Here is a 15,939-nt window from a genome sequence, read left to right as displayed (position 1 = left end):
CTGATGCCCTCACCCCGACCCTCTCCCACAGGGAGAGGGAGCAAACACTAAAAACGGCAGCTATAGCTGCCGTTTTGCTTTTACCTATGCCAGCCGTGGATACGCGTCCGCGATCGCATCACCCGTAAACTGGGCCACCCAGCCTTCCGGATTATCGAAAATACGAATCGCCGTAAAGTTCGGCTCTGAGCCCATATCAAACCAGTGCGGCGTGCCCGCAGGAACGGAAATCAGGTCGTTTTTCTCGCACAGCACCTGATACACCTCATCGCCAATGTGCAGGCAGAACAAGCCCGCGCCTTCCACGAAAAAGCGTACTTCGTCCTCGCCGTGGGTGTGTTCGTTCAGGAACTTCGCGCGCAGCGCCTCTTTCTGCGGATTGTCGGCACGCAGGCTGATCACGTCCCAGCTCTGGTAACCCTTCTCTGAGACCAGTTTGTCGATGGCATGCTGATACGCCGCGATCACGGCTTCAGGCGCGGGATCGTGTCCTAAATCGCGATCCGCCGCCCAGCGTTCAAACCGTACGCCTTTCGCGTTGAGCTGTTGGGCGATCTCGGCGGCATCGGTACTGTGCCACTGGTGTTTACTGGCGTCTTTATCGGAATAAATGGTCAATGCGCTCATGAAGGGATCTGCTCCGGGTTAATCTCGTCAAACTGGTGGACCTGATGGTGATGGCTTGCGCCGTCATCATCGCCGCGAATCAGCTGCAGGGTGCGAAAACCTGCCTGTTCAGCCGCGTCCAGCTCCTGATGAATATCGGAGAGGAACAGGATCTGCGACGGGGCAATGCCCGTTTGCGCCGCAATGTTCTGATACGACTGCACCTCGCGCTTGGCGCCGATGTGGGTGTCGAAATAGCCGCTGAACAGATGAGTAATATCACCTTCGTCGCTATAGCCAAATAACAGTTTCTGCGCAGCAACGGAGCCAGAGGAATAAACATAGAGATCAATCCCTTGCGCTTTCCATTTTTCCAGCGCGGGCAGCACGTCCGGGTAGAGATGGCCGGTAAAGTCGCCGTTGACGTAGCCGTCGTGCCAGATGATCCCCTGCAGCGCTTTTAGCGCAGTAGATTTGCGGTCTTCATCCATAAAGGCAAACAGGGCGTCGATAAGCTCGCTGACGCTGGCGTGCGGATTACCGATTTCATCACGCAGGTTGTCCAGAATGGATGTGACCGGCTCGGCGTACTGCTGCGCGGTCACGAAGGCCGCCAGCCGCTCACGCGCGTAGGGGAACAAAACATCATGGACAAAACGAATATCGCTGGTGGTGCCTTCAATATCCGTCACAATCGCGCGAATCATACTCTCTCCAGTTGTCGTAAACGCATTTCACATTCAAACAGGAATTCCAGTCCTTCCAGATGACGGCGGGCTTCGGCCACATCGCGTCCCCAGCAGGTTAAGCCATGGCCGCGCAGAAGAAAACCATAATTAAGCGGGCGTTCCTGCGCGTAATGGGCGATTCGCGAGGCGAGGGCGTCAATGTCCTGGTCGTTATCGAAGACCGGGATAGCCACCGTATCCAGATGCGTGGTCTGCCCGGTGAGGGATTTTTGCATCTCAAAGCCGCTGATGTTGAGCTCGGCTTCTTTGACCAGACGCGAGAGCACCGTGGCGTTGACCGTATGAACGTGCAGGACGGCGTTGGCCTCAGGAAACAGACGATAGATAAGGGTGTGCAGCCCGGTCTCCGCCGACGGTCTGCGGCCAGACGGCGCGCGGTTGGTGGCGATCTCCACCTGGAGAAAATCCTCCGTCGTCAGGCTGCCTTTGTCTTTGCCCGATTCGCTGAGCCAGCAGAGGCGTTCGTCCTGACGCACCGACATATTGCCCCCGGTGGCGGGTGCCCAGCCTTTGGCGCCAATCCAGCGGCAGGCGTCGACCAGATGCGTGAGTTGCAGGTTGTCTGTCATTTTCCTTTTACCCTCTCGGACAGGAATATTCATATTGTTTAGACGTCTAAGCGTCTTGATTGCCAAAGACTAACATCGTGTTATAGTGGCAGCAACATAAGTATTACAAGCAGGCACAACACAATGAGCATTAACGCATTGATTCCGCAAAGTAAACTTCCCAATCTCGGTACCACCATCTTTACGCAGATGAGCGCCCTGGCGCAGCAGCACAACGCCATTAACCTTTCTCAGGGATTTCCGGATTTCGACGGGCCGACCTATCTGCAGGAGCGTCTGGCGTACCACGTGGCGCAGGGGGCGAATCAGTATGCGCCAATGACGGGCGTGCAGGCGCTGCGGGAAGCCATTGCGGATAAAACGGCTGAGCTGTATGGCCATAGGCCCGATGCGAACAGCGACATTACGGTGACGGCAGGGGCGACCGAAGCGCTGTATGCGGCCATCACCGCCCTGGTGCGGGCGGGCGATGAAGTCATCTGCTTTGACCCGAGCTACGACAGCTATGCGCCTGCGGTTGAACTCTCCGGCGGCGTGGTGAAACGCGTGGCGTTACAGCCACCGCATTTCCGCCCCGACTGGCAGGCGTTTGCTGCGCTGCTGAGCGACAAAACCCGGCTGGTGATCCTGAATACCCCGCACAATCCGTCGGCGACGGTGTGGCAGAAAACGGACTTCGCCGCGCTGTGGCAGGCGATTGCCGAACGTGAAATCTACGTGCTGAGCGATGAAGTTTACGAGCACATCTGCTTTGCAGAAGAGGGACACGCCAGCGTGCTGGCCCATCCGCAGCTTCGCGAGCGCGCTATCGCCGTCTCGTCGTTCGGTAAGACCTACCATATGACCGGCTGGAAAGTGGGTTACTGCGTCGCACCGGCCGCCATTAGCGCTGAGCTGCGCAAGGTGCATCAGTACCTGACGTTTGCCGTAAACACGCCGGCTCAGCTGGCGCTGGCGGATATGCTGCGCGCGGAGCCCGAGCATTATCGCGCGCTGCCGCGTTTCTACCGTGAACGTCGGGATCTGTTCGTGACGGCGCTGAGTAAAAGCCGCCTGGAAATTTTGCCGTCTGAAGGAACCTATTTCCTGCTCGCGGACTACAGTGCAATTTCCGATCAGGATGACGTCAGCTTTTGCCAGTGGTTGACAAAAGAGGTGGGTGTGGCCGCCATTCCGCTGTCGGTGTTCTGCGCCGATCCCTTCCCGCATAAGCTGATCCGCCTTTGCTTTGCGAAGCAGGAATCGACGCTGCTGGCGGCGGCAGAGCGTTTGAACACGCTCTGATTATTTCACCGTCCAGGCTTCGGAATAGCGACGGTCTGCAAACAGCATCAGCAGACCGTTGATTTGCTTGAGACGCAGAACCTCGTCGCTGTCCATCCCCAGCTCTTTGCCAATTCGCTCATCGTTCCAGCCGAGCTGTGCCAGTTCGCGCACGATATCCGACATGGCGTTAATCTGGTGCCGACCCCGCGCCCGGTTGTGACGGATCGTGGCGGCCATACGGTCATGCTTTTCCTGTCGATCCTGGCGCAGGCAGGTGACGGGGAGATATCCCCTGAGCTGACGCTTCAACGTCGCCCGAGTTTTGCCGATTTCATGGCGGTGGAAACCATCCACAATTTCGTAATGTTGCGGTTCACTTTCCGTCACGACAATAGGTTGGGTGAATCCATCGAGTTCCAGCGACTTGCTGAGCAGCCGTTTTTCTGGAGGAGCAACGTTATTGGGGTTGTAGTCGTTAGCGGTAATCGCGTCCTGTTTGATCCAAAGCACGCAGTCTATCGGTTGCTCACGAAAAGGACTGTTTCGATGGATCGCTTCACGAAAAGCATTGATGGCGTTAATCCGATCCTCTTCGGGAAGAGACTGCAGGTACGTTTCGATCTCGGTGATTAATCGTTGTCGCATAATATGCCCCACTCCTTGCGTTTCGCCTTCACTCTTTCACTGTAGCGCTGATAATGTTTGGGTTTATTTGGGCTGAACGACAGCGCTCTGCACCAGTAGTCGTTATTAAGGATAACCTTGCAAATACGGCGCCATGAGGGAATGTCTTTGGCACCAATATCACCGTCCTGGGTGTCGGGAATATCCTCTATGCCTTTCTTCTGATACCAGCGCAGGTAAATGGCGATTTTATTGCGGTAATGCTCAGCCGTATTTTGCGGCATGCTGTCGAGCAGCAGCAGGGCATATTCGCGCCAGCAGAGGTGATCGGGTTTCAGGATTTTCCGGTGACCATAAAAGTGGTTATCGTGCCCGGCGTAAATTCCTCCGCTGCGTACGCCGCTCACGCGCTCGCACATGGCCGCCCAGCGATCGGGCTCAACAACATGGTAGAGCCATAATCCCTGACGCTGCTCCGGACCAAAGGGCTCACAAATACGCATATAGCGGGGAGGCACGCCAGCCTGGAACATCAGGTCATAGAGTGGGTTATAGCAACATCCCGATTTGGCGAACCAGGTCCAGATATCGGCGGTTTTCCAGTCATAGAGAGGGTAGATATACCAGGCATGTCCCCCCGGGGCGACGGTTGTCCAGGGTTTATCATCGGCAAACCGTTGTTTACGCGCTGACGCGATAGCCAGAAAACGGTTGTAAGATTCATCGGCGCGGATGCCAATCATCACCGCCGCCGGGCGATTGCGAGAGAACCAGTCGGAGAAGCTGCGAACAAAAGTTTCAAACGTCATGCCGGGCTGGTAGAAGGGAAAAAAAGCGGGATCGGTTATCGCACCGTCAGGGGGCTGGCGGACCCATCGGGTGCCGGGTTCCCAGCATTGCCATTCCGGCTGAAATTGCGACAGGGAATTTTGCGTTGTCAGGGGAAGCGCGACCCACCAGAAATGGCCGATGATATCGCTGTATAACTCGCGCATACGTTCAACATGGGTGATGGTATGGCTAAACTGCGCTTCCCAGTCGATAAAGAGAACGTCTATTTTTATATTCATCTGTCGCGCCTGCCGGGCAACCAGGTGCAGCATGGTGGTGGAGTCTTTACCTCCTGAAAAAGAGACACAGATCCTGGGTAAATTTTCGAGAGTCCATGTTATTCGTTCCCGAGCCGCAGAAAGAACATCCTGATTAAGAGGGTACTTATAAATTGACATGTTTATTCTCATCCTGAGGAATAAATACCAGACGTTAGTGTCAATACTAGAGTGAGAATGATATCAGTCAATAATTTATGATGTGTATAAAGTTAATGCTGAATGTTTATATAACGATGGTGTATGTTTCTGGAAAAGGTGGTTCCCATCCTGTGTGAAAACCACGCTAACATCTCAAGGTAAAGTTATTTCTTCAATAAAACTCGCGAATGCTGAGCTATTCAGTGCGGAGCGATTATACATCATGTAAATATTAATGCTGGGAAATTGAATGTCTGTCTCTACTTTGCGCAGCTTAAGCGCTGGACCATATTGTTCAAAGGCCGGCGTGGGCGCTAACCCTATGAGGTCGGATGAACTGATCACCGACAGAAGGGATATAAAAGAGTCGCTTCGATAAACGATATTTCTTTCGGTTAACAGGCTCTCGGCTTTTTCCTGGTAGTCTTTGACGCTGTTCTCATCGCTCAGGTAGGCGGTGAACTGTTCATTCAGAATCTCTTCACGCGTGGGATTTCCGCTCAAGCGGGGATGATCATTCCGGCAAACGAGCACAAAAGGCAGCTTATGGAAAAGGCTGGAGGCAATTGAGCGACTGCTTGAGGAGGCAAAAGAAAATATCAGGTCGGCTTTTCGGTAAGCCAGGAGATCTTCTGCTGAATCAGGGGCAAGAAAAACATCATGTAATTCAACCGAATAGTTATACTTGTTCATGAGTAGTTTCATTGGCTCAAGCATCGTTTTGGTGCTCATAAACTGCGGGCAGTAAATGACAAAATTCTTCTTCAACCCGCTGCTGTGCATGATATTGATAGTCTGCTCAAGCTGGTTCAGGTTCTGTTCCAGATGATGATGCAAATTGACGCCGACGGTCGTGGGCGTGATCCCTTTACCGGAACGGATAAACAGAGGATCGTTGAGTTGTCCTCGCAGGCGTTGCAGTGACTGACTCACGGCAGAGGGTGTGATATACAGCGTCTCGGCGGCTTTACTGATACTAAGATGTTGGTAAATGCACTCGAAAATGACTAACAGATTAAGATCGAATTTTTTAAGGTCGTAGAGGTTTGCCATATTTCGTCCTGAGGATGCTGTGTTTGCTGTGGTTATCACATCACTGATAACTATAGTTTGAAGTTAACCATTTACAATCCTTTCGATTAACCCTCTTAAATTTAAATTAAATTCACCTTAATATATCATGACGCCAGATTATTGAAATAGTGCTTCAAGGAACATTAAGATAATTTTATCTCAGATGTTGGAGTGAGCATTTTAAATAACAATTGTCATTTATATATTGAGGTATTTTTATAATGAAAATAAATTTATAACGTCCCGAAATGATGTTTGGCAAAACCTATCGCAGCCATAGGCAGGAATACCTCTCTTATGGATTGCCCAATTCCTGAACGGGTGGTGTAATCAAAGGGCTGTTACCCCTTGATATAAAGGGTTGTAGAGCGCAACGCAACGCCAGCTTCGGCTGGCACTGAATGTACCTGCGGGGAATTCAGGTATCAGGGCCGCCCGTTGAGGCGGCCTTTTTACTTTCAGGCTTTCCTGTAAAAGGTTCACCTTGTTGTCTTGTCGACGTTGTAAGGTTTGGCTGATTGATTTGATAAAGCATACGCATTAGCCCCGATGGATAAAGTTGGTTACCTTACATCTCAACGAAAACACGGAGGAAGTACAGATGTCTTTGATTAACACTAAAATTAAACCTTTCAAAAACCAGGCGTTCAAAAACGGTGAGTTCATCGAAGTAACCGAGAAAGATACCGAAGGTCGCTGGAGCGTCTTCTTCTTCTATCCGGCTGACTTCACCTTCGTTTGCCCGACCGAACTGGGCGACGTGGCTGACCATTATGACGAACTGCAGAAGCTGGGCGTAGACGTTTACTCTGTCTCTACCGATACCCACTTCACCCACAAAGCATGGCACAGCAGCTCTGAAACCATCGCAAAAATCAAATACGCGATGATCGGCGACCCGACTGGCGCCCTGACCCGTAACTTCGACAACATGCGTGAAGATGAAGGCCTGGCTGACCGCGCCACCTTCGTTGTTGACCCGCAGGGTATTATCCAGGCTATCGAAGTTACCGCTGAAGGTATCGGCCGTGATGCGTCTGACCTGCTGCGTAAAGTGAAAGCAGCGCAGTACGTGGCTTCTCACCCAGGCGAAGTGTGCCCGGCGAAATGGAAAGAAGGCGAAGCGACTCTCGCTCCATCCTTAGACCTGGTCGGCAAGATCTAAGTCTGTAAAGCCTGGCGGCGCTGCGCTTGCACAGGCCTACAGTATCGTAGGCCGGGTAAACGAAGTGCCACCCGGCAATCAATGGGCGCCTCCCGCGCCCATTTCATTCCAGCACCATGATGCAAGTTGCATTCAGGCCGCCTGTGTAAGGCAGCTTGCATGATGACGTTTTAAGAGAGGGAAGAATAATGCTCGACACTAATATGAAAACCCAGCTCAAGGCCTATCTTGAGAAACTGACCAAACCCGTTGAGCTGATTGCCACGCTGGACGACAGCGCGAAATCGGCAGAGATCAAGGAACTGCTGGCTGAGATCGCCGAACTGTCGCCAAAAGTGACCTTCAAAGAAGATAATTCGCTTAACGTCCGTAAGCCTTCTTTCCTGATTACTAACCCAGGCTCTGAGCTGGGGCCGCGCTTTGCCGGCTCGCCGCTGGGTCACGAATTTACCTCGCTGGTGCTGGCGCTGCTGTGGACCGGTGGTCATCCGTCGAAAGAGGCGCAGGCGCTGCTGGAGCAGATCCGCGATATCGACGGCGATTTCGAGTTTGAAACCTATTATTCACTCTCCTGCCACAACTGTCCGGACGTGGTGCAGGCGCTGAACCTGATGTCGGTCCTCAACCCGCGCATCAAGCACACGGCAATTGACGGCGGTACCTTCCAGAATGAAATCACCGATCGCAACGTGATGGGCGTTCCGGCGGTGTATCTGAACGGTCAGGAATTCGGTCAGGGTCGTATGACGCTGACGGAAATCGTTGCCAAAGTGGATACCGGCGCCGAAAAACGTGCGGCGGAAGCACTGAACAAACGCGATGCCTACGACGTGCTGATCGTCGGTTCCGGTCCGGCGGGCGCGGCGGCGGCGGTGTACTCCGCGCGTAAAGGGATCCGCACTGGCCTGATGGGCGAGCGTTTCGGCGGCCAGGTACTGGATACCGTAGACATTGAAAACTATATCTCCGTGCCGAAAACTGAAGGTCAGAAGCTGGCGGGGGCGCTGAAGGCGCACGTCAGCGACTACGACGTGGACGTGATCGACAGCCAGAGCGCCAGCAGGCTGGTACCTGCTGCGGTTGAGGGTGGTTTACACCACATTGAAACCGCCTCCGGCGCGGTGCTGAAAGCACGCAGCATCATCATTGCCACCGGCGCGAAATGGCGCAACATGAACGTCCCGGGTGAAGATCAGTATCGCACCAAAGGCGTGACCTACTGCCCGCACTGCGACGGCCCGCTGTTTAAAGGTAAACGCGTGGCGGTGATCGGCGGAGGTAACTCCGGCGTGGAAGCGGCTATCGACCTGGCGGGGATTGTTGAACACGTCACCCTTCTGGAGTTCGCACCAGAGATGAAGGCCGACCAGGTTCTGCAGGACAAAGTTCGCAGCCTGAAAAACGTCGACATCGTCCTTAACGCGCAGACCACGGAAGTGAAGGGCGACGGCAGCAAGGTGACCGGTCTGGAATACCGCGACCGCGTGAGCGGCGACGTGCACAGCGTTCAGCTTTCAGGGATCTTCGTGCAGATTGGTCTGCTGCCAAACACCACCTGGCTGGAAGGCGCGATTGAGCGCAACCGCATGGGCGAAATCATCATCGATGCGAAGTGTGAAACCAGCGTGAAGGGCGTGTTTGCGGCGGGTGACTGTACTACCGTACCGTACAAACAGATCATCATCGCCACGGGCGAAGGGGCGAAGGCGTCGCTGAGTTCGTTTGACTATCTGATTCGCACCAAAACTGCATAAGAAAAGAAAGTAAGGCGATACCTGCAATAGCGAGAGGCCACCGAAAGGTGGCCTCTTTTTTTATCTGACGACCATCACCGGTATGTGTGTGTGGCGGATCACGCTGGAGGCGTTAGAGCCCAGCAGATGTGTGGTAATGGAAGGGTTGCGCGAACCGATGACCACCACGTCTGCCTTCAGCTCGTTCGCCAGTTCATTTACCGCATCACGTACGCTGCCGAATCTGACGTGCGTTTTGATCCGTGAAGGGTCAATACTGAAGTGGCTGACCATGGTTTGCAGGCGCGTTTCCGCTTCATGCTGCAAATGTTCCTCGAAGCGGCGCACATCGGCAGCAAAGCGGTGAAGGCTCAGGCTGGCGGAGCCCGGGAGCACGTGCAACAGATGGATGACACCGTCCTGCTGCGCCAGGAACTCCGCGTGGCGAACGGCCTTGTCGCTCAACTCCATCTCAAAAACATCAACCGGCATAATGATTCTCTGATACATACCCGTTTCTCCTTGTTTATAAACGCTGTACTCATTCAACCACAAAATATTAATGGTTTCTGTAAGCGCCCCGTCAGTTTTCTTATCTCGCCAGGATAAATCTCAAAAGAACCGTATTACGGGGCAGACCTTCAGGGGTAGCTACCCTTATAGACTTACCTGGAACCTTTCGGAGGTCGCATGAAAGCACTTACGTATCACGGTCCGCACCATGTTCGCGTCGAGAATGTCCCTGACCCCATCATCGAACAGCCCGACGATATCATTCTGCGCGTCACGGCCACGGCGATCTGCGGCTCCGATTTGCATCTCTATCGCGGAAAGATCCCGAAGGTGCAGCACGGCGATATTTTTGGCCATGAGTTTATGGGGGAAATCGTCGAGTGCGGTGCAGAGGTAAAGAATTTGCAAAAAGGCGATCGCGTGGTGATCCCCTTTGTCATCGCCTGCGGGGACTGTTTCTTCTGTCGTCTGCAGCAATACGCGGCCTGTGAGAATACCAACGCCGGGCAGGGTGCCGCGCTGAACAAAAAGCAAATCCCCGCGCCGGCCGCGCTGTTTGGCTATAGCCACCTCTACGGTGGCGTGCCGGGGGGACAGGCGGAATACGTTCGCGTGCCGAAGGGGAACGTCGGACCGTTTAAGGTCCCGCAGCTTCTTTCTGATGATAAGGCACTTTTCCTTTCCGACATTTTGCCCACGGCCTGGCAGGCGGCAAAAAATGCGCAGATTGCAAAAGGTTCAAGCGTAGCCGTTTTCGGCGCCGGGCCGGTGGGGCTACTGACCATTGCCTGCGCGCGGCTGCTGGGGGCTGAGCAGATCTTTGTTATCGATCACCACCCGTACCGGTTGCGATTTGCCGAGGCCCGTTACGGCGCAATTCCCATCAACTTTGATGATGACAACGACGCCGCGGAAAAAATCATCGAGCAGACCGTGGGCCAGCGCGGCGTTGACGCCGTGATTGATGCGGTCGGGTTTGAAGCGAAAGGCAGCACCACGGAAACAATCCTCAGCAATCTTAAAATTGAAGGCAGCAGCGGCAAAGCGTTGCGTCAATGCATTGCTGCCGTGCGGCGCGGTGGGGTAGTTAGCGTACCCGGCGTGTACGCCGGGTTTATCCATGGCTTCCTGTTTGGCGATGCCTTTGATAAGGGGCTGACGTTTAAGATGGGTCAGACGCACGTCCATGCCTGGCTGGGTGAACTGTTACCGCTGATCGAAAAAGGGCTGCTTACGCCGGAAGAGATCGTGACCCATTATCTCCCCCTTGCGGATGCGGAACGCGCCTATAAGATTTTCGAAAAACGGGAGGAGGAGTGCCGGAAGGTGATTCTGGTCCCGGGCGCAGAGACCCCCGAAGCCGCAGAGCAGACCGTTAAGGGCCTGGTGAATGCCTTCCCAGGTGGGGTGGCCTGAGAATGTTCGCTTACCAGTGGCGTTCAAGATAGAGCACGGCCGTGACGATAATCGCCACAAAAATCAGAAAGATAAGTGTGATAACGCCTATCTCACTCATGACCGTCCCCGCGGCACCAAAACAGATTAAGCGTGGATTAAGGCCATTTTGCGCGGTATAGGAAAATCGTGTGAATTTGCGGAAAGAGGATGCGGTGGCATCCTCTGTGCAAAGCGGATAGGCGCTTATTCAGAAGAGATTAACGCAGGTAATCGCCTGCGGCTTCTGGCTGGTAGAGCAGCTCCAGCACTTCCAGATGGGTCGAAGCGCCGCCCGGCAATTCCCAGTGGATCGTATCCCCCGTACGCAGTCCCAGCAGTGCGGCACCCACAGGCGCAAGCACAGAAAGCTGTGCGCTGCTGTCGGTCATCTGCGCCGGGTAAACCAGCGTGCGGGTCAGCTCTTCACCGGTGGTCAGATTGCGGAATTTCACCTGGCTGTTCATGGTGACTACATCATGCGGCATCGTCTCAGGCGTGCACATCTGTGCCCGGTCGAGTTCTTCATTCAGGGCGTCGGCCACGGGGAGCGAGGCAAATTCCGCTTTTTCCAGCAGCCTGTCGATACGTTCTGCGTCGAGCTCATTGATGATAATGGTAGGTCTGGACATTTTTTACTCCATGTCGTTAATGCTGCGTCTAACGCAGAAACTGATCCAAAAGAAAACCCTCGCCGTCTGGCAGCGAGGGTTTAACTCTCCCGATGATACTGGCTGAGCGCGCAAGTTTGAAGTGATGAAAGTCACATTCATGGTCCATATGAATTTTCGCTGAAATTTATTCAGTCTTCATTCCTGGCGGAATACGTTACGCTGAGTGTCCTGAATCCGGGCGTTGCCCGCCAACGAGAGAGCACTATGTACTTCTACCAACCGTCTCAGGGGCACGGCCTGCCGCATGACCCGCTGAACGCCATTATTGGCCCACGTCCGATAGGCTGGATCTCCTCATGCGATAAGGCCGGTCAGCTGAACCTCGCGCCGTACAGCTTCTTTAACTGCTTTAACTATCGCCCGCCGATCATCGGCTTTTCCAGCAACGGCTGGAAGGACAGCGTGCGTAATATTACTGAGACAAAAGAGTTTGTCTGGAATCTGGCGACGCGCGATCTCGCGCAAGCGATGAACCAAACCTCAGCGATGCTTCCCCACGACCGGGATGAATTTAGCTTTGCCGGACTTACGCCAGCGGCCAGCCAGCTGGTTAACGCCCCACGCGTTGCAGAAAGCCCGGTGAATTTTGAGTGTCGACTGTCGCAGTGCATTCAGCTTACCGGTGCCGACGGTACGCCGGTGGACACGTGGCTGGTGTTGGGGGAGGTGGTCGGTATCCATATTGCCGAAACGCTGCTGGAAGAGGGGATATACCAGACGGCGAAAGCGCAGCCCATCCTGCGTGCGGGTGGGCCGACGGCGTACTATGGTATCAGCGATGAAAACCGGTTTGATATGGTGCGCCCGGGCGCGGATCAGTAGCCGGCTTTATCAATCACGAATTGGTTTCCGCAGTTACCCGGATGTGGCTGCGGGGCAAATGAGGTCGCAGAAAGCGGGTTGTTAATGGCGTTTGCCTTCAGCGAAATCTGCATCTCGGTGAGATACGCCGGATTGCCGTTGCAGGTCAGCTTGAACGCTTTGACGTTCTCGTTGCCCCAGCTTTTGGCCACGGCACTATCAAAATCACTACGGTTGACGGATTTCCCGTAGTTATCGGCGAGGAATTTTCCGACCGCACTGTTTTTAACCTCCTGATTCATCCGTACCATCGTGCCGAAATAGGCATCCGGGTCAAAACCAAAGCAGACGCCATGTTTGGCATATTCGTAGCGTTCCAGGCAGGAATTCCCGCCCGCGCCCGGCATCACGTCATTGAGCTTTGCGGCAGCGGAAAGCGACAGTCCGGTTTCGGCGGCATCGCATTTGCGGCTGGCCTTCACTTCCGGCATGTTCGGAATGGGGCGTGTGGCGCAGCCAAAACGCATCCATCGACGGTCATCCACGCCGCGTGCGGCAATAGATTTCGGCAGGCCGGGCCATAACCCGTGCACGGTCAGAAAATCGGCTTTATTCTCGCGCTCTTTTTGCAGGCGACATTCGTCAGGTTCATTACGGTTGCGCTCAACCATGCTCTGACAAAACCCGGTTTGCCAGGACAAAGCCAGCACATAGCGATCGAAATCGCCATATTGGGTTGCCTTCAGCGGTTCCGCCTGTGCGGAGAAGATACAGAGTGCAAGCGCCATTGCGCCAGACGGGATGACGATATCCTTCCTGAACATATGATTTCCTGATCGAATGAGCGTGATTAATTTCTGAGGGTTATTAAAGCATAAAAAGCGCCCGCAGGCGCTTTTTGGATATCCCTAATTTAGCTTAGGCCGCGCCGGGAACCAGCACTTCCGTGGCGATAATCACGATAATCAGGCCAACCATAACGGGCACTGAGGTACGTTTTACCACTTCGAATGGTGAGATTTTCGCCATCCCGGCAACGGCGACAACCACGCCTGATACCGGGGAGATGGTACGGCCCAGGTTTGACGCTTGCAGCATGGGTATGGAGAGATAGGCCGGGTTAATACCAGAGGAGTGAGCCAGTTTCGGGATCATCTCAACGAAAGCGTAGAAAGGCGCATTACCGGAACCCGTGGTCATCGCCGCCAGCATGGTGAGCACCACCAGAACCAGCATCAGGATAATACTGGCCGATCCGAACGAGGTGGCGATCGAGATCAGGCTCTGGATAAAGCCGATGGTGCTCAGACCCTGGGCAAAAACGCCCGCTGCCACCAGCAGCATCACCACGCCAGCGAAGGCATCCGCCATACCGCGATAGGCAACTTCCAGACCCGAGAACACCTTTTGCGTGTTAAAACCACGCACAAATTCCAGCACGGCAGCCAGCAGCATGCAGATAACCAGAATGGTGATGATGTGCAGCTGCGGACCCCATTTGCCGTCAAAAATCAGCACCCCGATAATCGGCGTGAAGGGCAGAATGGCATAAAACGCGGGAGCGGTAGTGGTGATTTCACTCACGTCCATCATTTCATGGCTGATGTTTTCTTTCTTATCGAGATAGCGCTGCCAGAAGAAATGCGCGATACCCATGCCGACAATGGCAACAATGGAGATCGGCAGCGTGGTTTTAAAGGCGAAGTCGATGAGCGACATCTCCGCTGCCTTTGCCGCCAGCACGACGTCGCCGGAGGTAGGGGAAAGAATAATCGCTGCCGGAGACGCGCAAATGGCTGCTGCCGCGCCGCGGCTGATACCGACGTTCACCATGACCGGGAACAGTGTGGCCATCAGCAGTACGCCAAGTCCGGTAGCCGACGAAACGGCCAGCGACATCAGGCAGGCGAGGAAATAGGCGGCGACCATCAGCAGATACGGCGAGTTAATGTACTGCAGGGGTTTGGAGGCAAGTTTAACGACCATGTCGTTGGCGCCGATGTGGGTCATGTAGGCCGCAAAACCACACAGCATCATGATCATCATGCCCAGATCGCCGCCGCGACTCATGAGCAATATTTTAATGTATTCAACAATATCTGTAGCGGTGTAACCGGTGCTCGTGGCGCTGGCAGGTAACACCTGGTGCCCCATCAGTGCGCTGATAATCAACAGCGTTAAACCGCCAACAAATAATACGCCCGTGGCCGAGTAGCCTTTAATGATGTAGCGCGCGACGCCGACAATGACGACGACTCCAATAAGGAGCTCGAATAACGTAAGCATGATTTCCCCTGTATCTCTGCTGCAGTGGAGCACAAAAAATCAATAAAAAAAGAAGGATGGAAATGTGCCGAATAATTGGCCTGTTCTTGCTGATTAAAATCAATAAACAGACGACTAGAGAACAGAACAAGCGTGTTTTTGCCATGGCCCATACATTTATACCATGAGGGTCTTGACCATCAGAAATGGCGCAATGTGTCCCAATAATGATAACAAATTGTTAATGTTTTGTGCGGTTTTGCATGTCACTGATTACGAACGCTAAATGGAAAAAGTCACACCTCTTGTAGGCTTATTTGAGCATATCCCCCGATTTCTTTAAGAATATTCCCGGAAAATGGCCGAATAATTAGGAATAACGCCGATGCCGTTAAGCCTTGATTCAACTATTTTATGGTAAACTTTGCCTCGAATACTAAGAATGGTAATTGCATTGTGATCGTACGTAATACATTTTTCTCTGTTTTGTTGTTTATTTTTGGGCAGTTAACGTTTTCTTCTGTTGCACAGGCAGAAGGCAACGCGACGGACAAAGGCTGGTTCTCCACCTTTACGGATAATGTTTCCCAGACCTGGACGGCTCCTGAACATTATGATCTCTATGTTCCGGCAATAACGTGGCATGCGCGTTTTGCTTATGACAAAGAGAAAACCGATAAATACAACGAGCGTCCGTGGGGCGCGGGTTTTGGTCAGTCTCGCTGGGACGAAAAGGGAAACTGGCATGGCATCTATCTGATGGCCTTCAAAGACTCGTTTAATAAATGGGAGCCGATTGGGGGGTATGGTTGGGAGAAAACCTGGCGTCCGCTAGCGGACGAGAACTTCCACGTCGGTTTGGGCTATACCGCCGGGGTCACTGCACGTGACAACTGGAACTACATCCCGATCCCGGTGCTGCTGCCTTTGGCCTCTATTGGCTATGGCCCCGCAACGTTCCAGATGACCTACATCCCGGGTACGTACAACAACGGAAACGTTTACTTCGCCTGGATGCGTTTTCAGTTTTAACTGACAAAACGTTACATTGCGGTGAAAAAACGCGCAGGCGTTGATTCATAAACGATAAAAATCTGCCAGTGAAAATTAACGCGACTTTAGTCACTTTTTATCAAAGATCCGCTGGACAAAAGGTCCCACAATTGATGTACTGGTAACCGACACAGCATTTGTGTCGTTTTTTAATGTAAAGGTA

Annotated in this window: 17 protein-coding genes; 6 read left to right on the top strand and 11 right to left on the bottom strand. The window is 53.4% G+C overall.

Features of this window, described 5'->3' with window-relative positions:
- Positions 1-84 precede the first annotated feature (84 nt).
- Genes ACDO57_RS11975 through ACDO57_RS11965 form a run of 3 tightly spaced genes read right to left on the bottom strand, consistent with a single transcriptional unit; the run spans position 85 to position 1,924 of the window.
- Positions 85-627, bottom strand: a complete 543-nt coding sequence (locus ACDO57_RS11975) for an acireductone dioxygenase (protein WP_370884002.1) — start codon at positions 625-627, stop codon at positions 85-87.
- A complete protein-coding gene (gene mtnC / locus ACDO57_RS11970) occupies positions 624-1,313 on the bottom strand; it encodes an acireductone synthase (RefSeq protein ID WP_024906997.1) in 690 nt (229 codons plus the stop codon). The genes ACDO57_RS11975 and mtnC overlap by 4 nt, the downstream gene beginning before the upstream one ends.
- A complete protein-coding gene (locus tag ACDO57_RS11965; RefSeq protein WP_061715768.1) occupies positions 1,310-1,924 on the bottom strand; it encodes a methylthioribulose 1-phosphate dehydratase in 615 nt (204 codons plus the stop codon). The genes mtnC and ACDO57_RS11965 overlap by 4 nt, the downstream gene beginning before the upstream one ends.
- 123 nt (positions 1,925-2,047) lie before the next feature.
- On the opposite strand from ACDO57_RS11965, the gene ACDO57_RS11960 reads away from it, so the two are divergent.
- The gene (locus ACDO57_RS11960; protein WP_208763610.1) at positions 2,048-3,208 is read left to right on the top strand and encodes a pyridoxal phosphate-dependent aminotransferase; all 1,161 of its coding nucleotides are present in this window, start codon (positions 2,048-2,050) and stop codon (positions 3,206-3,208) included.
- Here ACDO57_RS11960 and ACDO57_RS11955 read toward each other — a convergent pair whose 3' ends face one another.
- The 3 genes from ACDO57_RS11955 to ACDO57_RS11945 form a co-directional block, all read right to left on the bottom strand.
- Entirely contained in the window at positions 3,209-3,835 is a 627-nt protein-coding gene (locus ACDO57_RS11955) for a ParB/RepB/Spo0J family partition protein (protein ID WP_208763611.1), read from the bottom strand.
- A complete protein-coding gene (locus ACDO57_RS11950) occupies positions 3,820-5,043 on the bottom strand; it encodes a phosphoadenosine phosphosulfate reductase (RefSeq protein WP_370884001.1) in 1,224 nt (407 codons plus the stop codon). The genes ACDO57_RS11955 and ACDO57_RS11950 overlap by 16 nt, the downstream gene beginning before the upstream one ends.
- Positions 5,044-5,217: 174 nt before the next feature.
- On the bottom strand, positions 5,218-6,117 hold the full coding sequence (locus ACDO57_RS11945; protein WP_370884000.1) for a LysR family transcriptional regulator: 900 nt from the start codon (positions 6,115-6,117) through the stop codon (positions 5,218-5,220).
- Positions 6,118-6,739: 622 nt separating this feature from the next.
- Here ACDO57_RS11945 and ahpC point away from each other — a divergent pair.
- Entirely contained in the window at positions 6,740-7,303 is a 564-nt protein-coding gene (gene ahpC / locus ACDO57_RS11940; protein WP_008501015.1) for an alkyl hydroperoxide reductase subunit C, read from the top strand.
- A gap of 188 nt (positions 7,304-7,491) precedes the next feature.
- The gene (gene ahpF, locus ACDO57_RS11935; protein WP_090417811.1) at positions 7,492-9,057 is read left to right on the top strand and encodes an alkyl hydroperoxide reductase subunit F; all 1,566 of its coding nucleotides are present in this window, start codon (positions 7,492-7,494) and stop codon (positions 9,055-9,057) included.
- A gap of 60 nt (positions 9,058-9,117) precedes the next feature.
- Here the strand turns inward: ahpF and uspG are convergent, their stop codons facing one another.
- Complete coding sequence (gene uspG / locus ACDO57_RS11930; RefSeq protein WP_023310731.1) at positions 9,118-9,546, bottom strand: universal stress protein UspG; 429 nt, start codon at positions 9,544-9,546, stop codon at positions 9,118-9,120.
- A 180-nt stretch (positions 9,547-9,726) separates the two neighbouring features.
- Between uspG and ACDO57_RS11925 the strand changes: the two genes are divergently transcribed.
- On the top strand, positions 9,727-10,965 hold the full coding sequence (locus tag ACDO57_RS11925) for a zinc-dependent alcohol dehydrogenase (RefSeq protein WP_090417809.1): 1,239 nt from the start codon (positions 9,727-9,729) through the stop codon (positions 10,963-10,965).
- Positions 10,966-10,975: 10 nt separating this feature from the next.
- Here ACDO57_RS11925 and yldA read toward each other — a convergent pair whose 3' ends face one another.
- Together yldA and rnk are read right to left on the bottom strand one after the other, a co-directional pair.
- Positions 10,976-11,065 (bottom strand): small membrane protein YldA, encoded by a 90-nt coding sequence (yldA, locus tag ACDO57_RS11920; protein WP_008501020.1) that lies wholly within the window; start codon positions 11,063-11,065, stop codon positions 10,976-10,978.
- Between the two features lie 139 nt (positions 11,066-11,204).
- The gene (gene rnk, locus ACDO57_RS11915) at positions 11,205-11,615 is read right to left on the bottom strand and encodes a nucleoside diphosphate kinase regulator (protein WP_024907006.1); all 411 of its coding nucleotides are present in this window, start codon (positions 11,613-11,615) and stop codon (positions 11,205-11,207) included.
- 246 nt (positions 11,616-11,861) lie between these two features.
- Here rnk and ACDO57_RS11910 point away from each other — a divergent pair, with 246 nt between their 5' ends.
- The gene (locus ACDO57_RS11910) at positions 11,862-12,479 is read left to right on the top strand and encodes a flavin reductase family protein (RefSeq protein ID WP_023310735.1); all 618 of its coding nucleotides are present in this window, start codon (positions 11,862-11,864) and stop codon (positions 12,477-12,479) included.
- Here ACDO57_RS11910 and rna read toward each other — a convergent pair.
- A complete protein-coding gene (gene rna / locus ACDO57_RS11905) occupies positions 12,473-13,282 on the bottom strand; it encodes a ribonuclease I (protein WP_024907007.1) in 810 nt (269 codons plus the stop codon). The two genes, ACDO57_RS11910 and rna, sit on opposite strands and share 7 nt — an antisense overlap.
- 94 nt (positions 13,283-13,376) lie before the next feature.
- A complete protein-coding gene (dcuC, locus tag ACDO57_RS11900; RefSeq protein WP_032649567.1) occupies positions 13,377-14,744 on the bottom strand; it encodes an anaerobic C4-dicarboxylate transporter DcuC in 1,368 nt (455 codons plus the stop codon).
- Positions 14,745-15,137: 393 nt separating this feature from the next.
- Here dcuC and pagP point away from each other — a divergent pair, with 393 nt between their 5' ends.
- Positions 15,138-15,755 carry a lipid IV(A) palmitoyltransferase PagP gene (gene pagP / locus ACDO57_RS11895; RefSeq protein WP_080350496.1) on the top strand — a complete coding sequence of 206 codons (618 nt, stop codon included), beginning with the start codon at positions 15,138-15,140 and terminating at the stop codon, positions 15,753-15,755.
- The last annotated feature ends 184 nt before the right edge of the window (positions 15,756-15,939 follow it).

The sequence above is a fragment of the Enterobacter cloacae complex sp. 2015409 genome (genome assembly GCF_041365315.1).
Classification (GTDB): domain Bacteria; phylum Pseudomonadota; class Gammaproteobacteria; order Enterobacterales; family Enterobacteriaceae; genus Enterobacter; species Enterobacter pseudoroggenkampii.
This window is presented reverse-complemented; position numbering and strand designations above follow the sequence as displayed.

Coding starts and splice junctions, on each gene's coding strand:
- uspG (WP_023310731.1), bottom strand. CDS start 9,546: ATGTATCAGAGAATCATTATGCCGGTTGATGTTTTTGAGATGGAGTTG.
- rna (WP_024907007.1), bottom strand. CDS start 13,282: ATGTTCAGGAAGGATATCGTCATCCCGTCTGGCGCAATGGCGCTTGCA.
- ahpF (WP_090417811.1), top strand. CDS start 7,492: ATGCTCGACACTAATATGAAAACCCAGCTCAAGGCCTATCTTGAGAAA.
- rnk (WP_024907006.1), bottom strand. CDS start 11,615: ATGTCCAGACCTACCATTATCATCAATGAGCTCGACGCAGAACGTATC.
- ACDO57_RS11955 (WP_208763611.1), bottom strand. CDS start 3,835: ATGCGACAACGATTAATCACCGAGATCGAAACGTACCTGCAGTCTCTT.
- ACDO57_RS11975 (WP_370884002.1), bottom strand. CDS start 627: ATGAGCGCATTGACCATTTATTCCGATAAAGACGCCAGTAAACACCAG.
- mtnC (WP_024906997.1), bottom strand. CDS start 1,313: ATGATTCGCGCGATTGTGACGGATATTGAAGGCACCACCAGCGATATT.
- ACDO57_RS11965 (WP_061715768.1), bottom strand. CDS start 1,924: ATGACAGACAACCTGCAACTCACGCATCTGGTCGACGCCTGCCGCTGG.
- ACDO57_RS11950 (WP_370884001.1), bottom strand. CDS start 5,043: ATGTCAATTTATAAGTACCCTCTTAATCAGGATGTTCTTTCTGCGGCT.
- ACDO57_RS11960 (WP_208763610.1), top strand. CDS start 2,048: ATGAGCATTAACGCATTGATTCCGCAAAGTAAACTTCCCAATCTCGGT.
- yldA (WP_008501020.1), bottom strand. CDS start 11,065: ATGAGTGAGATAGGCGTTATCACACTTATCTTTCTGATTTTTGTGGCG.
- ahpC (WP_008501015.1), top strand. CDS start 6,740: ATGTCTTTGATTAACACTAAAATTAAACCTTTCAAAAACCAGGCGTTC.
- ACDO57_RS11945 (WP_370884000.1), bottom strand. CDS start 6,117: ATGGCAAACCTCTACGACCTTAAAAAATTCGATCTTAATCTGTTAGTC.
- dcuC (WP_032649567.1), bottom strand. CDS start 14,744: ATGCTTACGTTATTCGAGCTCCTTATTGGAGTCGTCGTCATTGTCGGC.
- ACDO57_RS11910 (WP_023310735.1), top strand. CDS start 11,862: ATGTACTTCTACCAACCGTCTCAGGGGCACGGCCTGCCGCATGACCCG.
- pagP (WP_080350496.1), top strand. CDS start 15,138: ATGGTAAACTTTGCCTCGAATACTAAGAATGGTAATTGCATTGTGATC.
- ACDO57_RS11925 (WP_090417809.1), top strand. CDS start 9,727: ATGAAAGCACTTACGTATCACGGTCCGCACCATGTTCGCGTCGAGAAT.